Raw genomic sequence first — 15,275 nt, 5'->3', positions numbered from 1 at the left:
ACCTCGCGCTGCCCACCCGGAGGCAACACCATGCAAGACGTCCAGTTCAACAACCGCAACATCGTGATGGCCGGTAACCTTTACCTGCCTGCTGCATTCGATGACAGCCAGCAGTACCCTGCGATCGTCACCGTCCACCCAGGCGGCGGCGTCAAGGAGCAGACCGCCGGCACCTACGCCCGGCTGCTGGCCGAGCAGGGCTTTGTCACCCTGGCCTTCGATGCCTCCTACCAGGGCGCCAGCGGCGGCGAACCGCACTTCCTCGATGAGCCGATGAACCGCGTGGCCGATGTGTACAGCGCCGTCGACTACCTGACCACCCTCGGTTTCGTCGACGCCCAGCGCATCGGCGTGCTGGGGATCTGCGCCGGCGGCGGCTTCGCGGCCAAGGCGGCCTCGGTCGACCGCCGCATCAAGGCGCTGGCCACCGCCAGCGCGGTCAACGTCGGCACCGCCACCCGCAAAGGCTGGGAGGGCAAGGGCTCGATCAACGACCTGCTGCCGGTGCTCGACGCCCTGGCCGGCCAGCGCACGGCCGAAGCTGCCGGTGCCGCGCAGGCCTACGTACCATATGTGCCGCAACTGGGCGACACCAGCGCACCCCGTGACCTGCAGGAAGCCGCCGACTACTACCTGACGCCCCGCGCCCAGCATCCCAACGCGCAGAACAAGATGCTGATGAACGGCCTGGGCGCCTGGGTCGCCTTCGATGCCTTCGACCTGGTCGAGCAGTTGCTGACCCAGCCCACGCTGGTCATCGCCGGCAGCGAGGCCGGTTCGGTGTGGCACAGCCAGGAGCTGCACGCCAAGGCGCTGGGCAAGAAAGAGCTGGTGGTACTGGACGGCCTGGCGCACATGGACCTGTACGACGGTCCTGGGGTCACTACGGCCATGGAACACCTTACCCCGTTCTTCCAGGCCAACCTCTGATCACTCGCTACGCCCTGTGCATACGATCTATCTGGAGAAACCCATGAGCGATATCACCATCAAGCACGTCCGTTACCAGAACCTGGGCTGGGAGACCGCCGCAGACCTGTACCTGCCGCCAGGCTTCGACCCTGCCAGACAGTATCCGGCCATTGTCAGCACCCACCCGATCGGCAGCTGCAAGGAGCAGACCTCAGGCAATGTCTATGGCGCGGGCCTGGCCAGGGAGGGCTTCGTGGTGATCGCCTTCGACGCCAGCTTCCAGGGTGCCAGCGGTGGTGAGCCGCGCTTCATGGAAGACCCGTCGATCCGTGTGTCCGACATCCGCTACGCCATCGACTACCTGGTGACACTGCCCTACGTCGACCCGGCGCGCATCGGTGCCATCGGCATCTGCGGCGGTGGTGCCTACACCGTGCATGCGGCCATCACCGACCACCGCATCAAGGCATTGGTGTCGATCACCGGGGTCAACTTCGGCCGCCTGATCCGCGAAGGCTTCAGCAACTTCCAGCCGGTCGCGGCGCTGCAGGCCATGGCCGCCCAGCGCACCGCCGAAGCCCAGGGCGGCGCGCGCAACGTGATCAACTACCTGCCGAACTCGGTCGAGGAGGGGCGCCAGGCGGGCATCACCGATATCGACGTGCTCGAAGCGACCGACTACTACAAGACCCCGCGTGGGCAACAGCCCAACGGTGCCACCAGCGGCCTGTTCTCGTTCAACAGCGCGGCGTTCGGCTGGGATGCCTTCCTCAATGCCGAATCGCTGTTGACCCAGCCTTTGCTGGTGGTCATCGGCGACAAGCCAGGCGCTTTCGGCGCCTACCGCGATGGCTGGGAAATCTACGGCCGGGCGTCCTCCACCGACAAGCAGATCTACGTGGCTGAAGGCTGGTCGCACTACGATCTGTACGACAAGCCCGAACCCGTCGCACTGGCCATGGCACAGGCCGTGCCCTTCCTGCGCAAGCATCTGCAGTGATGCCATCGGCTGGCCAGCCTGAGCGTGTTGCCCAGGCGGCCCCAGCAAACGTCCACCGAGGTAGCCCATGACCGCGGCTTTCCAACCATCGCGGCCGTCTTTCGCCGACAGTCGCCTCCTGGCCCTGGCCATCGCCAGAATCGCGCCCTCGGACGGCGACTACGAGACGGCCATTCCCGGCCTGACCTTGCACCGCCGCCGGGCCGTCACCCAACCCATGCACTGCATCTACGGCCTGGGACTGGGGATCACTGCCCAGGGCGAGAAGCAGGTCGTGCTCGGCGAGCGAGTCCTGCGTTTCGGGCCGGGCCAGTCATTGCTGACCGCCGTCGATCTGCCCGTGGTATCCACGGTGGTCGAGGGCAGCCACACCGAGCCGTTTCTTGGCCTGATGCTGCACCTGGCGCCACAGGACATCCTGCAACTGGCCACCGAACTGCGCCTGCCGTCGCCCAGCCGCGACCGTGGCTTCTGCTCGATGGCCGTGGAGCCCCTGACCGAGGGGCTGCTCGATGCCTTGCTGCGCCTGGTGCAGTTGCTGTCGGAACCGGTGCTGCTGCCTTATCTGGCCCCGCTGGTCCAGCGCGAGATCGCCTATCGCCTGCTGACCGGGCCCCATGGCGCGCAACTGCGCCACCTGATCAACCAGGAAGCGCCCAGCCAGCAGATCGCCTGCGCCATCAACTGGCTCAAGCGCCACTTCACCGAACCACTGAAGATCGAGCAGTTGGCCGCCAGCTGCCATATGAGCCCTTCGACGTTGCGCCAGCACTTTCGCACGATCACCGGTTTGAGTCCGCTGCAGTACCAGAAGCAACTACGCCTGCAGGAAGCCCGTCAGTTGATGCTCACGCAGAACCTCGATGCCAGCGTGACCGCCGCACGGGTCGGCTATGAAAGCGCCTCGCAGTTCAGCCGTGAATATGCCCGGCTGTTTGGCGAACCGCCCCAGCGCGACATTCGTCGCTTGCGCCTGAACTGAACCCCATCGTCATTGGCTGGCATTGACTGCTGCGCGGCGGTGGATTGTCCTGGCCGTGTCGGGCGCGCACAGGCGCAGAATCGGGCATGGACCTCGTTGGATTGGGCAAGGCCGTCACGGTGACGGTTCTTATACTGGCGGTTCCAGCCCTGCGCTCGTATGAGGTCAGCACCTTGAAACGCCATGCACCGGTCTTCCAGCACCGCGACTCTGCGCAGTCCCGCGAGGGGCGCTTTCACAATCTGTCACCGCGCCCAGCGGACATGCCTGAGCCCGACGCCAGGACAATCTGGAACGCGTTGTTCAACAAACCGAAGTTCACGGTGCCGCGCGCGCCGGTGCCGGTGCTGCAACTGACCCGCGCGCAGCTCGACGCCGCGCCGGACGCCAGCCTGTTCCGCCTGGGCCACTCCACGGTACTGTTCAAGCTCGAAGGCGGCTGGTGGCTGACGGATCCGGTGTTCTCCAAGCGCGCCTCGCCATTCTCCTTCGCCGGCCCCAAGCGCTTCCATGCGCCACCCCTGACCTTGGACGAGCTGCCGCCAATTCGCGGGGTCATTCTCTCCCACGACCATTACGACCACCTGGACCGGGCGACGATCAAGGCCCTGGCGCCCAAGGTGGAGCGCTTCCTCACTCCGCTGGGCGTGGGCGACCGCCTGCTGGCCTGGGGCGTGCCGGCCGCGAAGATCCATCAGTTGGACTGGTGGCAAGGGCTCGAAGCGGGCGGTTTGCGCCTGACGGCGACTCCGGCCCAGCATTTCTCCGGCCGGGGGCTGCGTGACGGCAACCGGACGCTGTGGTGTTCATGGGTGATCGAGGCGCCGCAACTGCGGATGTTCTTCAGTGGCGATACCGGCTATTTCGATGGTTTCGCCGAGATCGGCCGGCGCTTCGGGCCGTTCGACCTGACGCTGATGGAAACCGGCGCCTACGACGAGCATTGGCCTTACGTGCACATGCACCCTCGGCAGACGGTGCAGGCTCACATGGACCTGGGCGGGGGCTGGCTGCTGCCGATCCACAACGGCACCTTCGACCTGGCGTTGCATGCCTGGTACGCGCCTTTCGAGCAAGTGCTGGAGTGGGCGGAGCAAGAGGGTGTGCCGGTGGCCACTCCGAAGATGGGAGAGCGGGTTGACCTACATTTACCACGTACCGGCGAGCGCTGGTGGCGTGAGGTGGTTAACCAGGAAGAAACGACCAAGGGCCGTGGTTGCCGGCTGCGTTGGGCGAGCCTTCCAACACCCGCACAAGACTAACGTCCATCGCCGTGCGACGGTGCTGGTGGTGGTATCGCTGGCCGGCAAACGGTGGCGCGCGCCCGGACCTGAACCTGCAATGAACCTCGCCGTCAGCGCGGCGAGGTGCAGGAGGGCAGCAGTTGTGCGACCGCCAGGCCGATCTTGTTGACCGCCTGTTCGATCTTGCGGGTGGGCATGCCGGCGAAGTTGAGTCGCAGGCAATTGCGGTACTTGCCGGCGGCGGAAAAGATATTGCCGTTGGCGATCTGGATGTCCTCGGCCTCCAGCAGCCGGTTCAGCGTGTAGGTGTCGAACTCGTCCGGCAACTCCACCCACAGGGTGAACCCGCCCTGGGGTTTGCTGACCCGGGTGCCTTCCGGCAGGTAGCGGCTGACCCACTCGGTCATCAGGTCGCGGTGGCGCTGGTACTGCTTGCGCATCCGCCGCAGGTGCGGCAGGTAATGTCCCTTGGCAATGAATTCGGCGACTGCCAGTTGCGGCTGGGTCGCGGTGGTGCCGGAGCCTACGTACTTCATGTGCAGCACTTGCGGCAGATAACGCCCCGGCGCGATCCAGCCGATCCGTAGGCCCGGCGCGAGGGTCTTGGAGAACGAGCTGCACAGCAGCACGCGGCCGTCTTCGTCGAAGGATTTCAGAGTGCGTGGTCGCGGGTAGCGGAACGCCAGGTCGCCATAGATATCGTCTTCGATGATCGGCACGTCATAGCGCTGGGCCAGGCGGATCATCGCGCGCTTGCGGTCGTCCGGCATGATATAGCCCAGCGGATTGTTGCAGTTGGGTGTGAGCTGGACGGCCTTGACCGGCCATTGTTCCAGGGCCATTTCCATGGCTTCCAGGCTGATGCCGGTGACCGGGTCGGTAGGGATCTCCAGGGCCTTGAGACCGGCGGCCTTGAGCAACTGGATGATGCCGTGGAAGCACGGGGAGGCGATCGCCACTATATCGCCGGGTTCGCACAGCGCGCGGATGGCGATCGACAGTGCCTCCTGGCAACCGCTGGTCACGACGATTTCCGCGGGAGTCAGGCGACAACCGGAATCCACGCTCAGGCGGGCGATCTGCTCGCGCAGGGTCAGCACGCCTTGCAGATGGTTGTATTGCAGGCTCGGGCTGTCGCTGCGTCGGCTGATTCGCGCCAGGGCGGTCAGCAACGGCTTGAGGGTAGGCGCGGTGGTGTCCGGCATGCCGCAGCCCAGTTGCACGGCCTGGATGTTCTGCTCCTGGCGCATCAGGTCCTGCACCAGGTCCCATTGGGATATCTCCACGGGCCGCAACGAGGGTCGTCCCATCTTCGGCAGTTCCGGCAAGCGACGACTGGCCGGGACGAAATACCCTGACTTGGGCTTGGGAATAGCCAGTCCGGAGCGCTCCAGGACCCGGTAGGCCTGCTGGACAGTGGTGAGGCTGACGCCATGCTCGAGGCTCAGGGCACGAACCGAGGGCAAACGCTCCCCCGGTCCATACAATCCTTGCTCAATGCGGCTGCTGATGTATTCGGCGAGATTCAGGTATCGAGTCATGCGAGGGACTGTAGCGACTCATCTGTCGTATAAAAAGTTACAGATTTCACTATTTTTGAAAACTTTTCAGGGCAAAAAGGCAATCTGTACTGAGAAAAATCCTGGTGCGTGTACCTATAAGACAGTCATTGTCTTTGGGAAGATGGCTCGCATCGCACTGTACTGGTTGTTTCTGAATGCAGCCGAAGCACCATTCAGAATCACCCAGGCAGCGAGTAACGGGCTTCTGCCCCTGAAGCTACTTTAGACGATGATTTCTCAAGGAAGAGTAGGGTAATGACAGCAAAGATCGTCCCCGATCCGCCTCTGCACGACAAATACACCACCCACACCCTCGAAGACCTCCTGGTCCAGGTCTCCGACTACCTCGTCTGTGCCCTGACCGTCAGCCAGCAGACCGTCCTGCTCCATGCCAAACCGTCAGGCCAGGTACTGACCCGCGCCGCCATGCACGAAATCGACAGCGCCCGCACATTGGTAGAGGTGGCGCTGAGTCGCGTGCAATCCCGTCATTGACCTGGCGAGCCTGGGCTCACAATTGATGTTCACCGATCAGGCCCCGCGCCGTACGCGGGGCCGTAGGAGGATTGGCATGGATAAGGAGTTGCAAACCCCGCGCATCAGGAAGCTCGCCACCACCGGCGTCGGGCATTTCGGCAAAGCTGTAGAGGAGGGCGGTCAAGACCAGCTGTTCCGTGTTGTGGCGGGCCATTCGAAGGATCAAAGACTCCGCAGATGGCTGAGTACGCCCGCAGGAGCCGGCTTCACAGGTTGGTAAACCCTGCTCCCGCGACTTCTACAAGAGACCGTCAAATGTTTGATCTATCGAGCTTTGGTGCTGCCATGGCTGTGTATGTCATCGGAACCGCCAGCCCTGGCCCGGGTAACCTGGCGATCGCCAACACTTCGCTCAGCTATGGGCGGACCCCGGGGCTGGCGCTCGCGGCCGGGGTCATTTCCGGTTCGTTGTGCTGGGGCGCGATGACCGCTGCGGGGGTCTCGGCCTTGCTGATGTCCAATACCCAGGTGTTGGTCTGGCTGAAGATCCTCGGCGCCTGCTACCTGTTGTGGCTGGCCTACAAATCGATCCGCGGAGCCCTGAGCCCGAACGCGGTCAACCTCAATCGCGCCAAGGCCAGGCAGAGCCGCACGCTGGGGTTCTACCTGCAGGGGCTGGGCATCCACCTGACCAACCCCAAGGCAGCCTTGACCTGGTTCACCGTGACCACCGTTGGCCTCAGCGCGACGGCACCTTCCTGGGCCAGCTTCGTGCTGGTGGGCAGCTGCGCGGTCGCCGGCTTCGTGATTTTCTGCGCCTATGCGCTGGCGTTTTCCGCCCGTTCCGCGGAGCCGTTTTTCGTCCGTACGCGCAAGGCATTCGGCCTGCTGTGCGGTGCGTTCTACTCGATGGTCGCCGCGGGCTTCATCGGATCCTTGCTGTAAGCGTTGAGAGAATCGCCTGCGGCGAACGCGGGGCGAAAACTTTGAATCAGGGCTCTGTTCGGAGCATGTATTTCTCAGGATGAATGTATGCCGTTGTCGATCGACTTGTTGTTGGCTTTTGCTCTGTTCGCCTTTGTCACCTCGGTTACCCCCGGACCGAATAACGCCATGCTGCTGGCCTCAGGGGTGAACTTCGGGTTCCGGCGCACGGTGCCGCATATCCTTGGCATCAGTTCGGGGTTCCTGGTGCTGGTGCTGGCCGTCGGCCTGGGCCTGGGAGCGGTGTTCGAGGCTTATCCTGTGTTGTACAAAGTGCTGCGCTATGTGGGTGCGGCCTATCTGCTGTACCTGGCCTGGAACATTGCGTGCTCCGGGCCGGTGTCCCAGGACGTCGCCGGCAAGGGGCGGCCACTGGGGTTCTGGGGAGCTGCGGCATTCCAGTGGGTCAACCCCAAGGCCTGGGTGATGGCGCTGGGGGCTATCAGCACCTACACGCCCTTGCAGGGATACTTCTTCAACGTGGTGGTAATCGCCAGCCTGTTCGCCCTGATCAATGCGCCGAGCGTCGGGGTCTGGGCCGGGTTCGGCAGCGTGTTGCGCAACGTCTTGCGCGATCTGCGATGGTTGCGCCTGTTCAACTACGGCATGGCCTTGCTGCTGGTGATCTCGTTGTTCCCGCTGCTGAAAGCCTGACGGGCTCGCAGGGCGTCCTGCCGCCACCCGCCGGAGCCGGTAGGTGGCTTTTTTTTTGCCCGCTCACTGCATTGGCAGCGCCGCTGTCATGTCGGGCTGGTGGCGTGTCAGGCGATTGTGGAATGCGAAGGATGGCAATGGCCTCAATCTTCGCCTGTCTGGCTGAATTTACTGGGCCTGTCGGGGTTCAATGAAATTCACTCAAAGGCTATCGGGATCGCCGAAGAACATTTGGACAGGGCCATAGGGCGGGTTTTGTGGGTAGAAAAAGCAGAAATGTACCCCCAGAAATACCCTTGGATACCCCCAGCAGAATGCGCGACCGAGAATGGCGATTTCTGACAGCTGTCGAAGTGGTGCACATTAGAAACCCTGTGACGGGATGGCCGAAAGCAGGGCGGGAGTGTCCATATGGACCCGTTTGTCACACAAGCGGCAGTTAATATCATTAAGGCTGGGCAACCCGATTATTGTCGGCAGCCTCCACTAGCTTGATTGTGAGATTCACGCCTAACACGCCGCAGCGGTGATTGGCGAGGTGAAAGCACTGAAACTACGGCCACACAGCCACTGCTGTACTACAAGAGGCAGTATTGAGTGATTTGTCATCTTTCGACTCGAATTCCGAAACGCACCTATCTGAGCGGCTATCCGTAACGAACTCTGCACCGAAGTCTCTCAGAACATCAATCGTGCCCGTTCTCGCTGCACAGGAGAGGCCAGATGGGAGAGCGGCAACACACCCCGTGCGGCGCAATTGAAGCGCATCCAGGTCGCTCCGTCTTACTACAGTCGATACGACGAGCTGTCGTTATCAAGGAATACTGAGAATGTTCAGCTCTGGCGGCGGAAGTGGAGATCTTTTGGGGAGAGGCCTTGAGGGGGTGGGGGGACGCGACTCGGGCTCAACAGCCCGCGGCTGTTCTCGTTGCCGGGTTTCCGCGCGTTCCGGCTCCCGATAACGTGTGCCGCGCTCTGGCCGGTATCGGGGCTCTCTTTGAGACTCGCCAGAGTAGTTTGGTGAGTGATAAATCATGGGGGGACGATGTTGATTGCTGCCAACTGGATCAAACATTTCGTCCCAGAATGCCTTTCGTTGAAGGGCTAACGTTCGCTCCTGTTCAAGGATGCTGCGCTCGTGTGCAATTTGACTGCCAATTGTGCTTGAGCTCCATTCTGGATTCAGACTGATATTCCCTTGCGGGGTGATATTGTTCTGCATCCAGCGATTCATCCAATAGTTGTCCGAAGGGCTCGAAGATGGGAGGTGAACAACTAACCGATCCGCAGTAGTGATTCTTGACTCAGCCGCTTGCACGGTGAGTTCCTTCTGGATTTCTTTTTTTACCAGGTCATAAAAAACGGATCGGGCGTCCTGCTTAGGGCTCATGCGAATTGCCGAGAGTTCACGAATGCTGGCAAATGCCTCGCCCAACGCCCTTACTGCCGCACTGTGTGATCCCGGGCCTTCACGTGTAAGTTGCTGCACAAGCGTGGAGAACTGGTGAGCGCGGGGGTCATTGCCCAGTGTGTTCTGCCCCCCCAAAGGGATTTTTCCCAATATGATGCTACCTGCTCTGGCAAATGCCCTCAGATTCTCATTCGTGCTTAATCGGGAGCCGGTTGTGGACGAAGAATTCCACAGCTCATATCGCGATTGTTGACGCAGTCCGCTTAACGACGAATCTTCTGCGGGCTCAATATGCACAGGATCATAGAAGAGCGGTAGGGTTAGCCCTTCGTCATCTAGGATTTCAGCGAAATCAGGCAATCGAGCGGACGCGATGGCGCTAATTCCAATATCAGTTGCGAACCCAACTCCGTGACTGCTTTGTTTCGCGGGCTCAGCCACTATGCCCCTACGTATTTTTTCACTGCATGCTGAGGCGTTTCCCGTGTTGCAATCATCCCAGATGCTTCTCAACGCATCTTGCTCTTCTTGCGTTGCAAAGCTTCTCTGTATTGCTGCCAGCTCAGAACTTGTAAAGATTCCTTCAGAGCGCGCGATAACTAGTGCTCGCGACAGGCGCGCAAGAAACTCTTCATTCAACCCCTTGGGCCGAGGAGGGTGGTAAAGGGTTGTCGTGTTGTCTTCAGGGCCAAACCAGACGCCCGCCGATACCGCATGCGGCAAGACCGCAGCCAGTAGAGCCAGGACAAGTATCGGGACTCGAAGCAGGTGGATCGGCCAGTTCTTCATTGCCTGCCTATGATTCTTTGGTGAATTGCATTTTTGTATGCCGCCAAATCGGCCCGGCCGGACGGTACCACGAGTACGCTCAGCTCGCCTGCGCCAGTAAATAGTCCGTCAGGGACGCGCCGTGTAGTAAATTTCTTCTGTAAGAATCCAGTTCCACTTGTGCGCTCGGAAGCGGTTGGAAAGGTCTTTTGAAGGACATCTCTGAGGCCAGGTGGCACCGTCGCCTCATCAATTTCTCCGAGTACGTACTGACTCTTATCACATTCCAGTACTAGTTCAATTGAGAAGCCTGAAGTTGTCGGTGCGATGGCTGTTACCGTCCCAGAATATTCCTGTCTTTTTATCCATTCGCCGATATATGAATTGAGGCTTTCGGCTGATGCCTGCAGGTTGCCACTTACGCTTGTTGCGGAAATAACCTCAAAGGGAATTGGTGGTTGACTGGATTTTAGAAGCTTGACGTCAACAATAGAACCCACCTTGATTGCATCCATGAGCGGATCAGTAGGACTCACCTGCACCAGTATCGCCTCTCGAAACGCAGGAACAATGGTAGCAATGGGCGCACCTTGCTCAATGGTTTGATTTTTCGGCATCCTGACTTCGACCAGTCGAAATGGAATACTTCCAAAGGCTATTTCGTGAGCTCTCTTGCGCAATTCGATTGTGGCGTCAATCGACGTCTTTAATTCGAGTAGATCAGGTAGTAGCTCAAATCTGATTTTCTCGTCCTGGAGTCGCTGCAATAAGGCATCGACCACGATGTTGTAGAGGGCGAAATCCTGCTCTTCGTATTTACGTGCTCTCGCCTCAATTTTTGTATCGTCCTTGGCGAACTGCTCGTTCTTGAGCGCCGCACTGTACTGGCAAGCTGATTCTGGCAAACCGTTTTCCTGCAGGACGCAGATCGAAGAGCTTCCATAGCTCATATTCATGTCAGATGCAGCGGTCTTAATGTAATCGCGCCGTGGATAGAATCTGTTCTCCCATGGCTCTGGATTGAACTCTCTGGAGTAGTTAACTTTTCGTTGATTTCTACTGATGGTTTCAGTCATGTCACTCAAAAATCGAACTGTTGCCCATGGCCGGTCGTAGTCGAACGAGTTGCGGGCCCGTGCGTACCCAAAGAAGCTTGATATCAGCCGTTGAACGTTGTAGCGGACAGCCGGCGAGGTAGCGGCTATGGTGTAGTTCGGCGTATTGTTGCTCGTGAATCCGAAAATCCACGACCCATGCTTGTCTAACTCCGTGTTCGAATCCCCTGACAGAAGAGCAAATTCTTCGAGATCGGCAGAGGTGTGGGTGGTATGCGTTTGTCGCCAAGCTTCAAATTTTTTGGCAATAACCTGGGCACTATCCAGTCCGGACTCTTCTTCAGGACTTAGGGGTATTGTCTGCGCGGCAGCCTCCCAGGAGTTTTGCAAGAGCAGCAGCTCGTTGTCATTTGTCTCAGTTATAAAGAAATGACGCTTTGAACTCAGAATTCCGGAGTGGTAGAGATATCTCCGGCAGTCAGGAGAAAAAGCCATGTTTCTGACCGCCTCAAGTCCATCTTTCAAGTCGCTTTTCGAAAAGCTTCCGATGTCTATTTTCGAGGTTGTTGAAGCTGAGGTGAAAGTTGAAGAGAATGAATTATTAGATATCGCAGTCATGTCCAAGCTAACGGTTTGTACGCGGGTGCGTAGCGGCAACTGCTGAAGAGCTTTTGCGTACTCTTCAAACAGGCTGCTTGGGAAATCCGGACGAGCGGAGAATCGCCACTGAATTTGAGCTGGATTTATTGTGCAAGAGGAAGGGTTTGTAATCTGATGCCGTCCTGAAATCCGCGATGTTCGATCTAGAAGCTCCTGGATCAGTTTATCCAGTTGCGGATATGAGAACGTCCAGTCCGCCTTGTTGATCCACTGTGGGTCGCCAGCCTCAACTGCTGTTGAAAATATCGGCCGATAGTTTTCAATATCGAAGGGGGTAAAAAAATCGTCGGACATCGGATCCGAAACTGGAGGCAGACCTGTACCCGTTGCCATCTTGAACGGCGCTTTAATAGCCATTTCAAGAGTCCTTGTCGGCACCGCAGTGAACTCAGTTCCGATCTGCTTGTTGAGTGACGGCGGAACGAATTGCCCCAGTAGTACTTTTGTGTCTTGGCCATTGTCGTCGACGTGTCCGATGGGCAATGAAGACCAGGTTGTTATGACGTGGTCCGTACCTTGAACATCAATGGTTGCAGAGCCGAACCGGGAGGCCGCATCCACCGTTACACCATGAAGCAATAGGACTGAACCAACGATGCGCAGTAGGAGCCTTGGGCTTGAGAGCCAGTGCTTCAGCAAGACGCTCTTCCCATTCAACATAGGCATCGTTCATCTCCCTAGATTATTTGCGGAAAGGCGAAATCTATGTTGCAGACTTTAGCACCGCACCCACGGTCTGCTTGGTTGTGGATTCACCCGATGCCGGAGCAAGGTTGAAGAGGGTAGTGCTTCAGCCCTGCGGCCACGCATGGTCGAAGGGCTGCCCCAAACGCAGCGCTTTGGGGACTTTCTCCAGACTTGTGGGGTGCCAGAGTCGAAATATTGGGGCCACCAAAACAAACCGGTAACCCCCGGTTCCTATTGTTTGCGGCCATGCCCCGCCTTCTTCCCCAGGATCGCTCCATCGCTGATCCGAAAGGGGAACCCCGTGCTCACTACTCAGACCCACCTGGCCACTCGCTGCGCGGCGCTTGCTTCGCTGCTTGCAATGGCCTGCATCGCACAGGCGGCTCCGCAAGCACAGCGCCAAGACCTCGTCACTACCCAGCGTCAGCTCGAGGCCTTGGAGCGCATCGTCCAGCAAGCCGCAACCTTCGCAGCACCTGATCCCAACGAACGCTACCACTTCGACTACCCGCGCCTGCTCGCGGATCTGGCGCGTGTACGCGCCGGCATCGAGCAATTCCTCACCCCCTCACGCGCCCAGCCTCGCGATACCGACGAACTTGGAGGCCAGTACCGCGCCGAGTCCGTCCCGCCGCAGGAGGACAAGTCATGACTGACGCCCAGCTCAGCGCATTTCAAGCCAACAGCGAAGTTGATCCCCAGGTCATGTTCTCGCTCCTGATCGGCGCCGTCCTGGCCGTGCTGCTGTGGGGCGTCTGGGCCGCACGCACGGCCTACGTGGGATGGACCGAGAACCGCGTCAACGAGCGCCAATTCCTTGGGGTCATCGTCTGCTTCCTGGCGATGTACCTGGTGCTGACGTACTTCCTGCTCTCCTGAAGGACTTCATCCATGAACCGCTTTGCCTTCCGTCATCTTTTGCTGCGTGCCTGTGTCACAGCCAGTCTGGTTTTCATGCCGTTGCTGTCCTTAGCCTAGAGTGGGGGCCCATCGCACGTGACGTGGGCGTCGAGTAGCTTGTTTGAAGAGGGCGTTAAGCCAGCGGTGAACACCTTGTTTGGCTTTCATCCCACTGAGTTGAACCTGCCGTCGACCATCTCGGTGCAGGGCAGTGCTCAAAAATGGCATTCGGCGTGCTGTTTGCCTACTTAGTTTCTCAGCAATTACTCGGTAGCTTGGGCATGGCAATGATCTAAATGTTAGAAACTAGCCCACCACTCGCTGTCTAGAAACAGACGGATCAGGGCGGAAGCTAGTAAACCTTGGCAAAATTCAAAGTGCCTTACGCAGTGCCTTCTAGAACTGCCGGACGTCGGCTTTTGGATGCCGGTGGTCGGGAGTAGAAATACACTGTGAATGGCTACGCTGCATTCGAGCTGATTTTCATAAAATATTGATTCTTGTCGAAAAAATTCGAAGTGTCGAACTGTCTCGTTGAGTCCGAATCCCGGATCACCCGCCAAATTCGGTTGGCGTGTTACGGGAAGGAAAGAAGACTGGGATCGTTACAGTTGGGCTTCAAGTCAGGGGGCGGCGATTAATTTGCAAGCGCTAGCTTGGTATTGTTCCGAAGCTGATCTAAGTAGTTCGCCCACAGTTGCGCGGCTTCCCGGCGCTGACTCAAGAGCTGAGCACGTGCATAAACTGCTCCCAGCGCTCCTGGCATCCGATGCGATAGCGATAGCTCCAGTACAATTGGATCGATGCCCAAATGCTCATGAGCGATCGTGCGGTAGGTAGCCCGAAAACCGTGCGCCGTGATGGCGTACTCTGGCCAGACTTTCTGAAGCGATTTGAGGATGGACGTCGCATCGATTGATCGGCCTGGATAGACAGGCGATCCGAACACCCAGCCGTTACCAGCATCATCAACCACCCGATCTTTGTGCAGTTCGCGCAGCAAGATTAGGGCTTGTTCTGGCAGCGGCACGATATGCTTGCTCTTGTCCAGATGTTTGGTCTTGCTGACCACATATCGCCAATCGGCGCCGATCAGATCGACATCCTCCCAGCGCATCTTCACAAGCTCAACCGGCCGAACCGGCAACAGCACCAGTAGGCGCATCGCATAGGCCACGCTGCCGAGGTTCAGGTCATCGAGACGCAGCAGAAATTTGCCCAAATCAGCAGGCCGCTCAATGGCGGGGTTGCTGGTCACCACGTGGCGGATCTTGAGTTCCTCAGTGTTGCTCAAGGCCACGTTTCGCTCGACCCAGCCACGCCCTTCGGCAAAGCTGAGGATGGAACGAATGATTGTCCGCACGCGCCTCGCCATCGCCATGATTCGCTTATACCGCAGCTCAGTAATGATTGCGGTGATGTGCTCGAGCTTGATTTCGCTGACCGGCCGCTCGCCGATTGTGGGCAAAATGTGGTTGCGCAGTGCGCCGCGAAATCCTGAAACGGATTTGCTGACCAAGTCGGCCGATTTGAACTTCATCCACTCCTCAGCGACGTAGGCGAACGTACGCGCCTCATTTAGCCATTGTGCTTCGATCTTGGCTTTTCTGGCTTTGAGTGGGTCGATGTGATTGGCCACGCTATTGCGCGCTGCCCGGGCGAGCTCGCGGGCCTCTTTCAAGCCCACATCCGGATACCTGCCGATCACGAACACGTTTTCCTTGCCGCGAAGACGGTATTTCAGTCGCCAGTGCCGTGAGGGTGATTTTCCAGGCTTGAGCGAGGCACGCACTTGGAGATAGAGACCCGGTACATCGCCATCGGCGTACTTGCCTGATGTGGTCAACGAACGGATGAATGCATCGCTGAGTTTCTGGCGGAAGGGTGGCGGTTTTTCGGGGGCATGGTGTGGGGGTATCTTTTTTAATCTGGGCTTGGTGTCCCCCAAAGATACCCCCAGTCAAGCTGGAATTAAGTGG

General features: G+C 59.0%; 14 protein-coding genes. 9 read left to right on the top strand and 5 right to left on the bottom strand.

Translation table 11 applies throughout. The features are described from left to right. Positions 1-30 precede the first annotated feature (30 nt). From HU735_RS03260 to HU735_RS03245, 4 genes are all read left to right on the top strand, one after another. Positions 31-930 (top strand): alpha/beta hydrolase, encoded by a 900-nt coding sequence (locus HU735_RS03260; RefSeq protein WP_186712378.1) that lies wholly within the window; start codon positions 31-33, stop codon positions 928-930. A 43-nt stretch (positions 931-973) separates the two neighbouring features. Further along, a complete protein-coding gene (locus HU735_RS03255) occupies positions 974-1,912 on the top strand; it encodes an alpha/beta hydrolase (RefSeq protein WP_186712377.1) in 939 nt (312 codons plus the stop codon). 67 nt (positions 1,913-1,979) lie between these two features. Then, positions 1,980-2,894, top strand: a complete 915-nt coding sequence (locus tag HU735_RS03250; RefSeq protein ID WP_186712376.1) for an AraC family transcriptional regulator — start codon at positions 1,980-1,982, stop codon at positions 2,892-2,894. A 173-nt stretch (positions 2,895-3,067) separates the two neighbouring features. Further along, the gene (locus tag HU735_RS03245; RefSeq protein ID WP_238349746.1) at positions 3,068-4,156 is read left to right on the top strand and encodes an MBL fold metallo-hydrolase; all 1,089 of its coding nucleotides are present in this window, start codon (positions 3,068-3,070) and stop codon (positions 4,154-4,156) included. Positions 4,157-4,248: 92 nt separating this feature from the next. Here the strand turns inward: HU735_RS03245 and HU735_RS03240 are convergent, their stop codons facing one another. Next, positions 4,249-5,679 carry a PLP-dependent aminotransferase family protein gene (locus HU735_RS03240; RefSeq protein WP_186712374.1) on the bottom strand — a complete coding sequence of 477 codons (1,431 nt, stop codon included), beginning with the start codon at positions 5,677-5,679 and terminating at the stop codon, positions 4,249-4,251. A 276-nt stretch (positions 5,680-5,955) separates the two neighbouring features. Between HU735_RS03240 and HU735_RS03235 the strand changes: the two genes are divergently transcribed. Further along, positions 5,956-6,195 (top strand): hypothetical protein, encoded by a 240-nt coding sequence (locus HU735_RS03235; RefSeq protein ID WP_186712373.1) that lies wholly within the window; start codon positions 5,956-5,958, stop codon positions 6,193-6,195. Between the two features lie 16 nt (positions 6,196-6,211). On the opposite strand, the gene HU735_RS03230 is transcribed toward HU735_RS03235, so the two are convergent. Next, positions 6,212-6,361: a hypothetical protein gene (locus HU735_RS03230; protein ID WP_186712372.1), complete on the bottom strand. Its 150-nt coding sequence runs from the start codon at positions 6,359-6,361 to the stop codon at positions 6,212-6,214. A gap of 131 nt (positions 6,362-6,492) precedes the next feature. Here HU735_RS03230 and HU735_RS03225 point away from each other — a divergent pair, with 131 nt between their 5' ends. Continuing rightward, a complete protein-coding gene (locus HU735_RS03225; protein WP_186712371.1) occupies positions 6,493-7,122 on the top strand; it encodes a LysE family translocator in 630 nt (209 codons plus the stop codon). A gap of 87 nt (positions 7,123-7,209) precedes the next feature. Next, positions 7,210-7,815 (top strand): LysE family translocator, encoded by a 606-nt coding sequence (locus tag HU735_RS03220; protein ID WP_186712370.1) that lies wholly within the window; start codon positions 7,210-7,212, stop codon positions 7,813-7,815. An 814-nt stretch (positions 7,816-8,629) separates the two neighbouring features. On the opposite strand, the gene HU735_RS03215 is transcribed toward HU735_RS03220, so the two are convergent. Both HU735_RS03215 and HU735_RS03210 read right to left on the bottom strand, forming a co-directional pair. Then, positions 8,630-10,015 carry a hypothetical protein gene (locus HU735_RS03215; protein ID WP_186712369.1) on the bottom strand — a complete coding sequence of 462 codons (1,386 nt, stop codon included), beginning with the start codon at positions 10,013-10,015 and terminating at the stop codon, positions 8,630-8,632. Further along, the gene (locus tag HU735_RS03210) at positions 10,012-12,375 is read right to left on the bottom strand and encodes a hypothetical protein (protein ID WP_186712368.1); all 2,364 of its coding nucleotides are present in this window, start codon (positions 12,373-12,375) and stop codon (positions 10,012-10,014) included. The genes HU735_RS03215 and HU735_RS03210 overlap by 4 nt, the downstream gene beginning before the upstream one ends. 322 nt (positions 12,376-12,697) lie before the next feature. Here HU735_RS03210 and HU735_RS26990 point away from each other — a divergent pair, with 322 nt between their 5' ends. Together HU735_RS26990 and HU735_RS03200 are read left to right on the top strand one after the other, a co-directional pair. Next, on the top strand, positions 12,698-13,048 hold the full coding sequence (locus HU735_RS26990) for an RAQPRD family integrative conjugative element protein (RefSeq protein ID WP_346655346.1): 351 nt from the start codon (positions 12,698-12,700) through the stop codon (positions 13,046-13,048). After that, entirely contained in the window at positions 13,045-13,275 is a 231-nt protein-coding gene (locus HU735_RS03200; RefSeq protein WP_186712366.1) for a TIGR03758 family integrating conjugative element protein, read from the top strand. The genes HU735_RS26990 and HU735_RS03200 overlap by 4 nt, the downstream gene beginning before the upstream one ends. A gap of 658 nt (positions 13,276-13,933) precedes the next feature. Here the strand turns inward: HU735_RS03200 and HU735_RS03195 are convergent. Beyond that, the gene (locus tag HU735_RS03195; protein WP_186712543.1) at positions 13,934-15,214 is read right to left on the bottom strand and encodes an integrase arm-type DNA-binding domain-containing protein; all 1,281 of its coding nucleotides are present in this window, start codon (positions 15,212-15,214) and stop codon (positions 13,934-13,936) included. Between the last annotated feature and the right edge of the window lie 61 nt (positions 15,215-15,275).

Origin of the sequence: Pseudomonas sp. BW16M2, assembly GCF_014268865.1 — a bacterium.
Taxonomy (GTDB): domain Bacteria; phylum Pseudomonadota; class Gammaproteobacteria; order Pseudomonadales; family Pseudomonadaceae; genus Aquipseudomonas; species Aquipseudomonas peradeniyensis.
This window is presented reverse-complemented; position numbering and strand designations above follow the sequence as displayed.

What these genes read in the sequence shown, in the direction of transcription:
- HU735_RS03260 (WP_186712378.1), top strand. Translation starts at nt 31, where the DNA reads ATGCAAGACGTCCAGTTCAACAACCGCAACATCGTGATGGCCGGTAAC.
- HU735_RS03255 (WP_186712377.1), top strand. Translation starts at nt 974, where the DNA reads ATGAGCGATATCACCATCAAGCACGTCCGTTACCAGAACCTGGGCTGG.
- HU735_RS03250 (WP_186712376.1), top strand. Translation starts at nt 1,980, where the DNA reads ATGACCGCGGCTTTCCAACCATCGCGGCCGTCTTTCGCCGACAGTCGC.
- HU735_RS03240 (WP_186712374.1), bottom strand. Translation starts at nt 5,679, where the DNA reads ATGACTCGATACCTGAATCTCGCCGAATACATCAGCAGCCGCATTGAG.
- HU735_RS03235 (WP_186712373.1), top strand. Translation starts at nt 5,956, where the DNA reads ATGACAGCAAAGATCGTCCCCGATCCGCCTCTGCACGACAAATACACC.
- HU735_RS03225 (WP_186712371.1), top strand. Translation starts at nt 6,493, where the DNA reads ATGTTTGATCTATCGAGCTTTGGTGCTGCCATGGCTGTGTATGTCATC.
- HU735_RS03220 (WP_186712370.1), top strand. Translation starts at nt 7,210, where the DNA reads ATGCCGTTGTCGATCGACTTGTTGTTGGCTTTTGCTCTGTTCGCCTTT.
- HU735_RS03215 (WP_186712369.1), bottom strand. Translation starts at nt 10,015, where the DNA reads ATGAAGAACTGGCCGATCCACCTGCTTCGAGTCCCGATACTTGTCCTG.
- HU735_RS03210 (WP_186712368.1), bottom strand. Translation starts at nt 12,375, where the DNA reads ATGCCTATGTTGAATGGGAAGAGCGTCTTGCTGAAGCACTGGCTCTCA.
- HU735_RS03200 (WP_186712366.1), top strand. Translation starts at nt 13,045, where the DNA reads ATGACTGACGCCCAGCTCAGCGCATTTCAAGCCAACAGCGAAGTTGAT.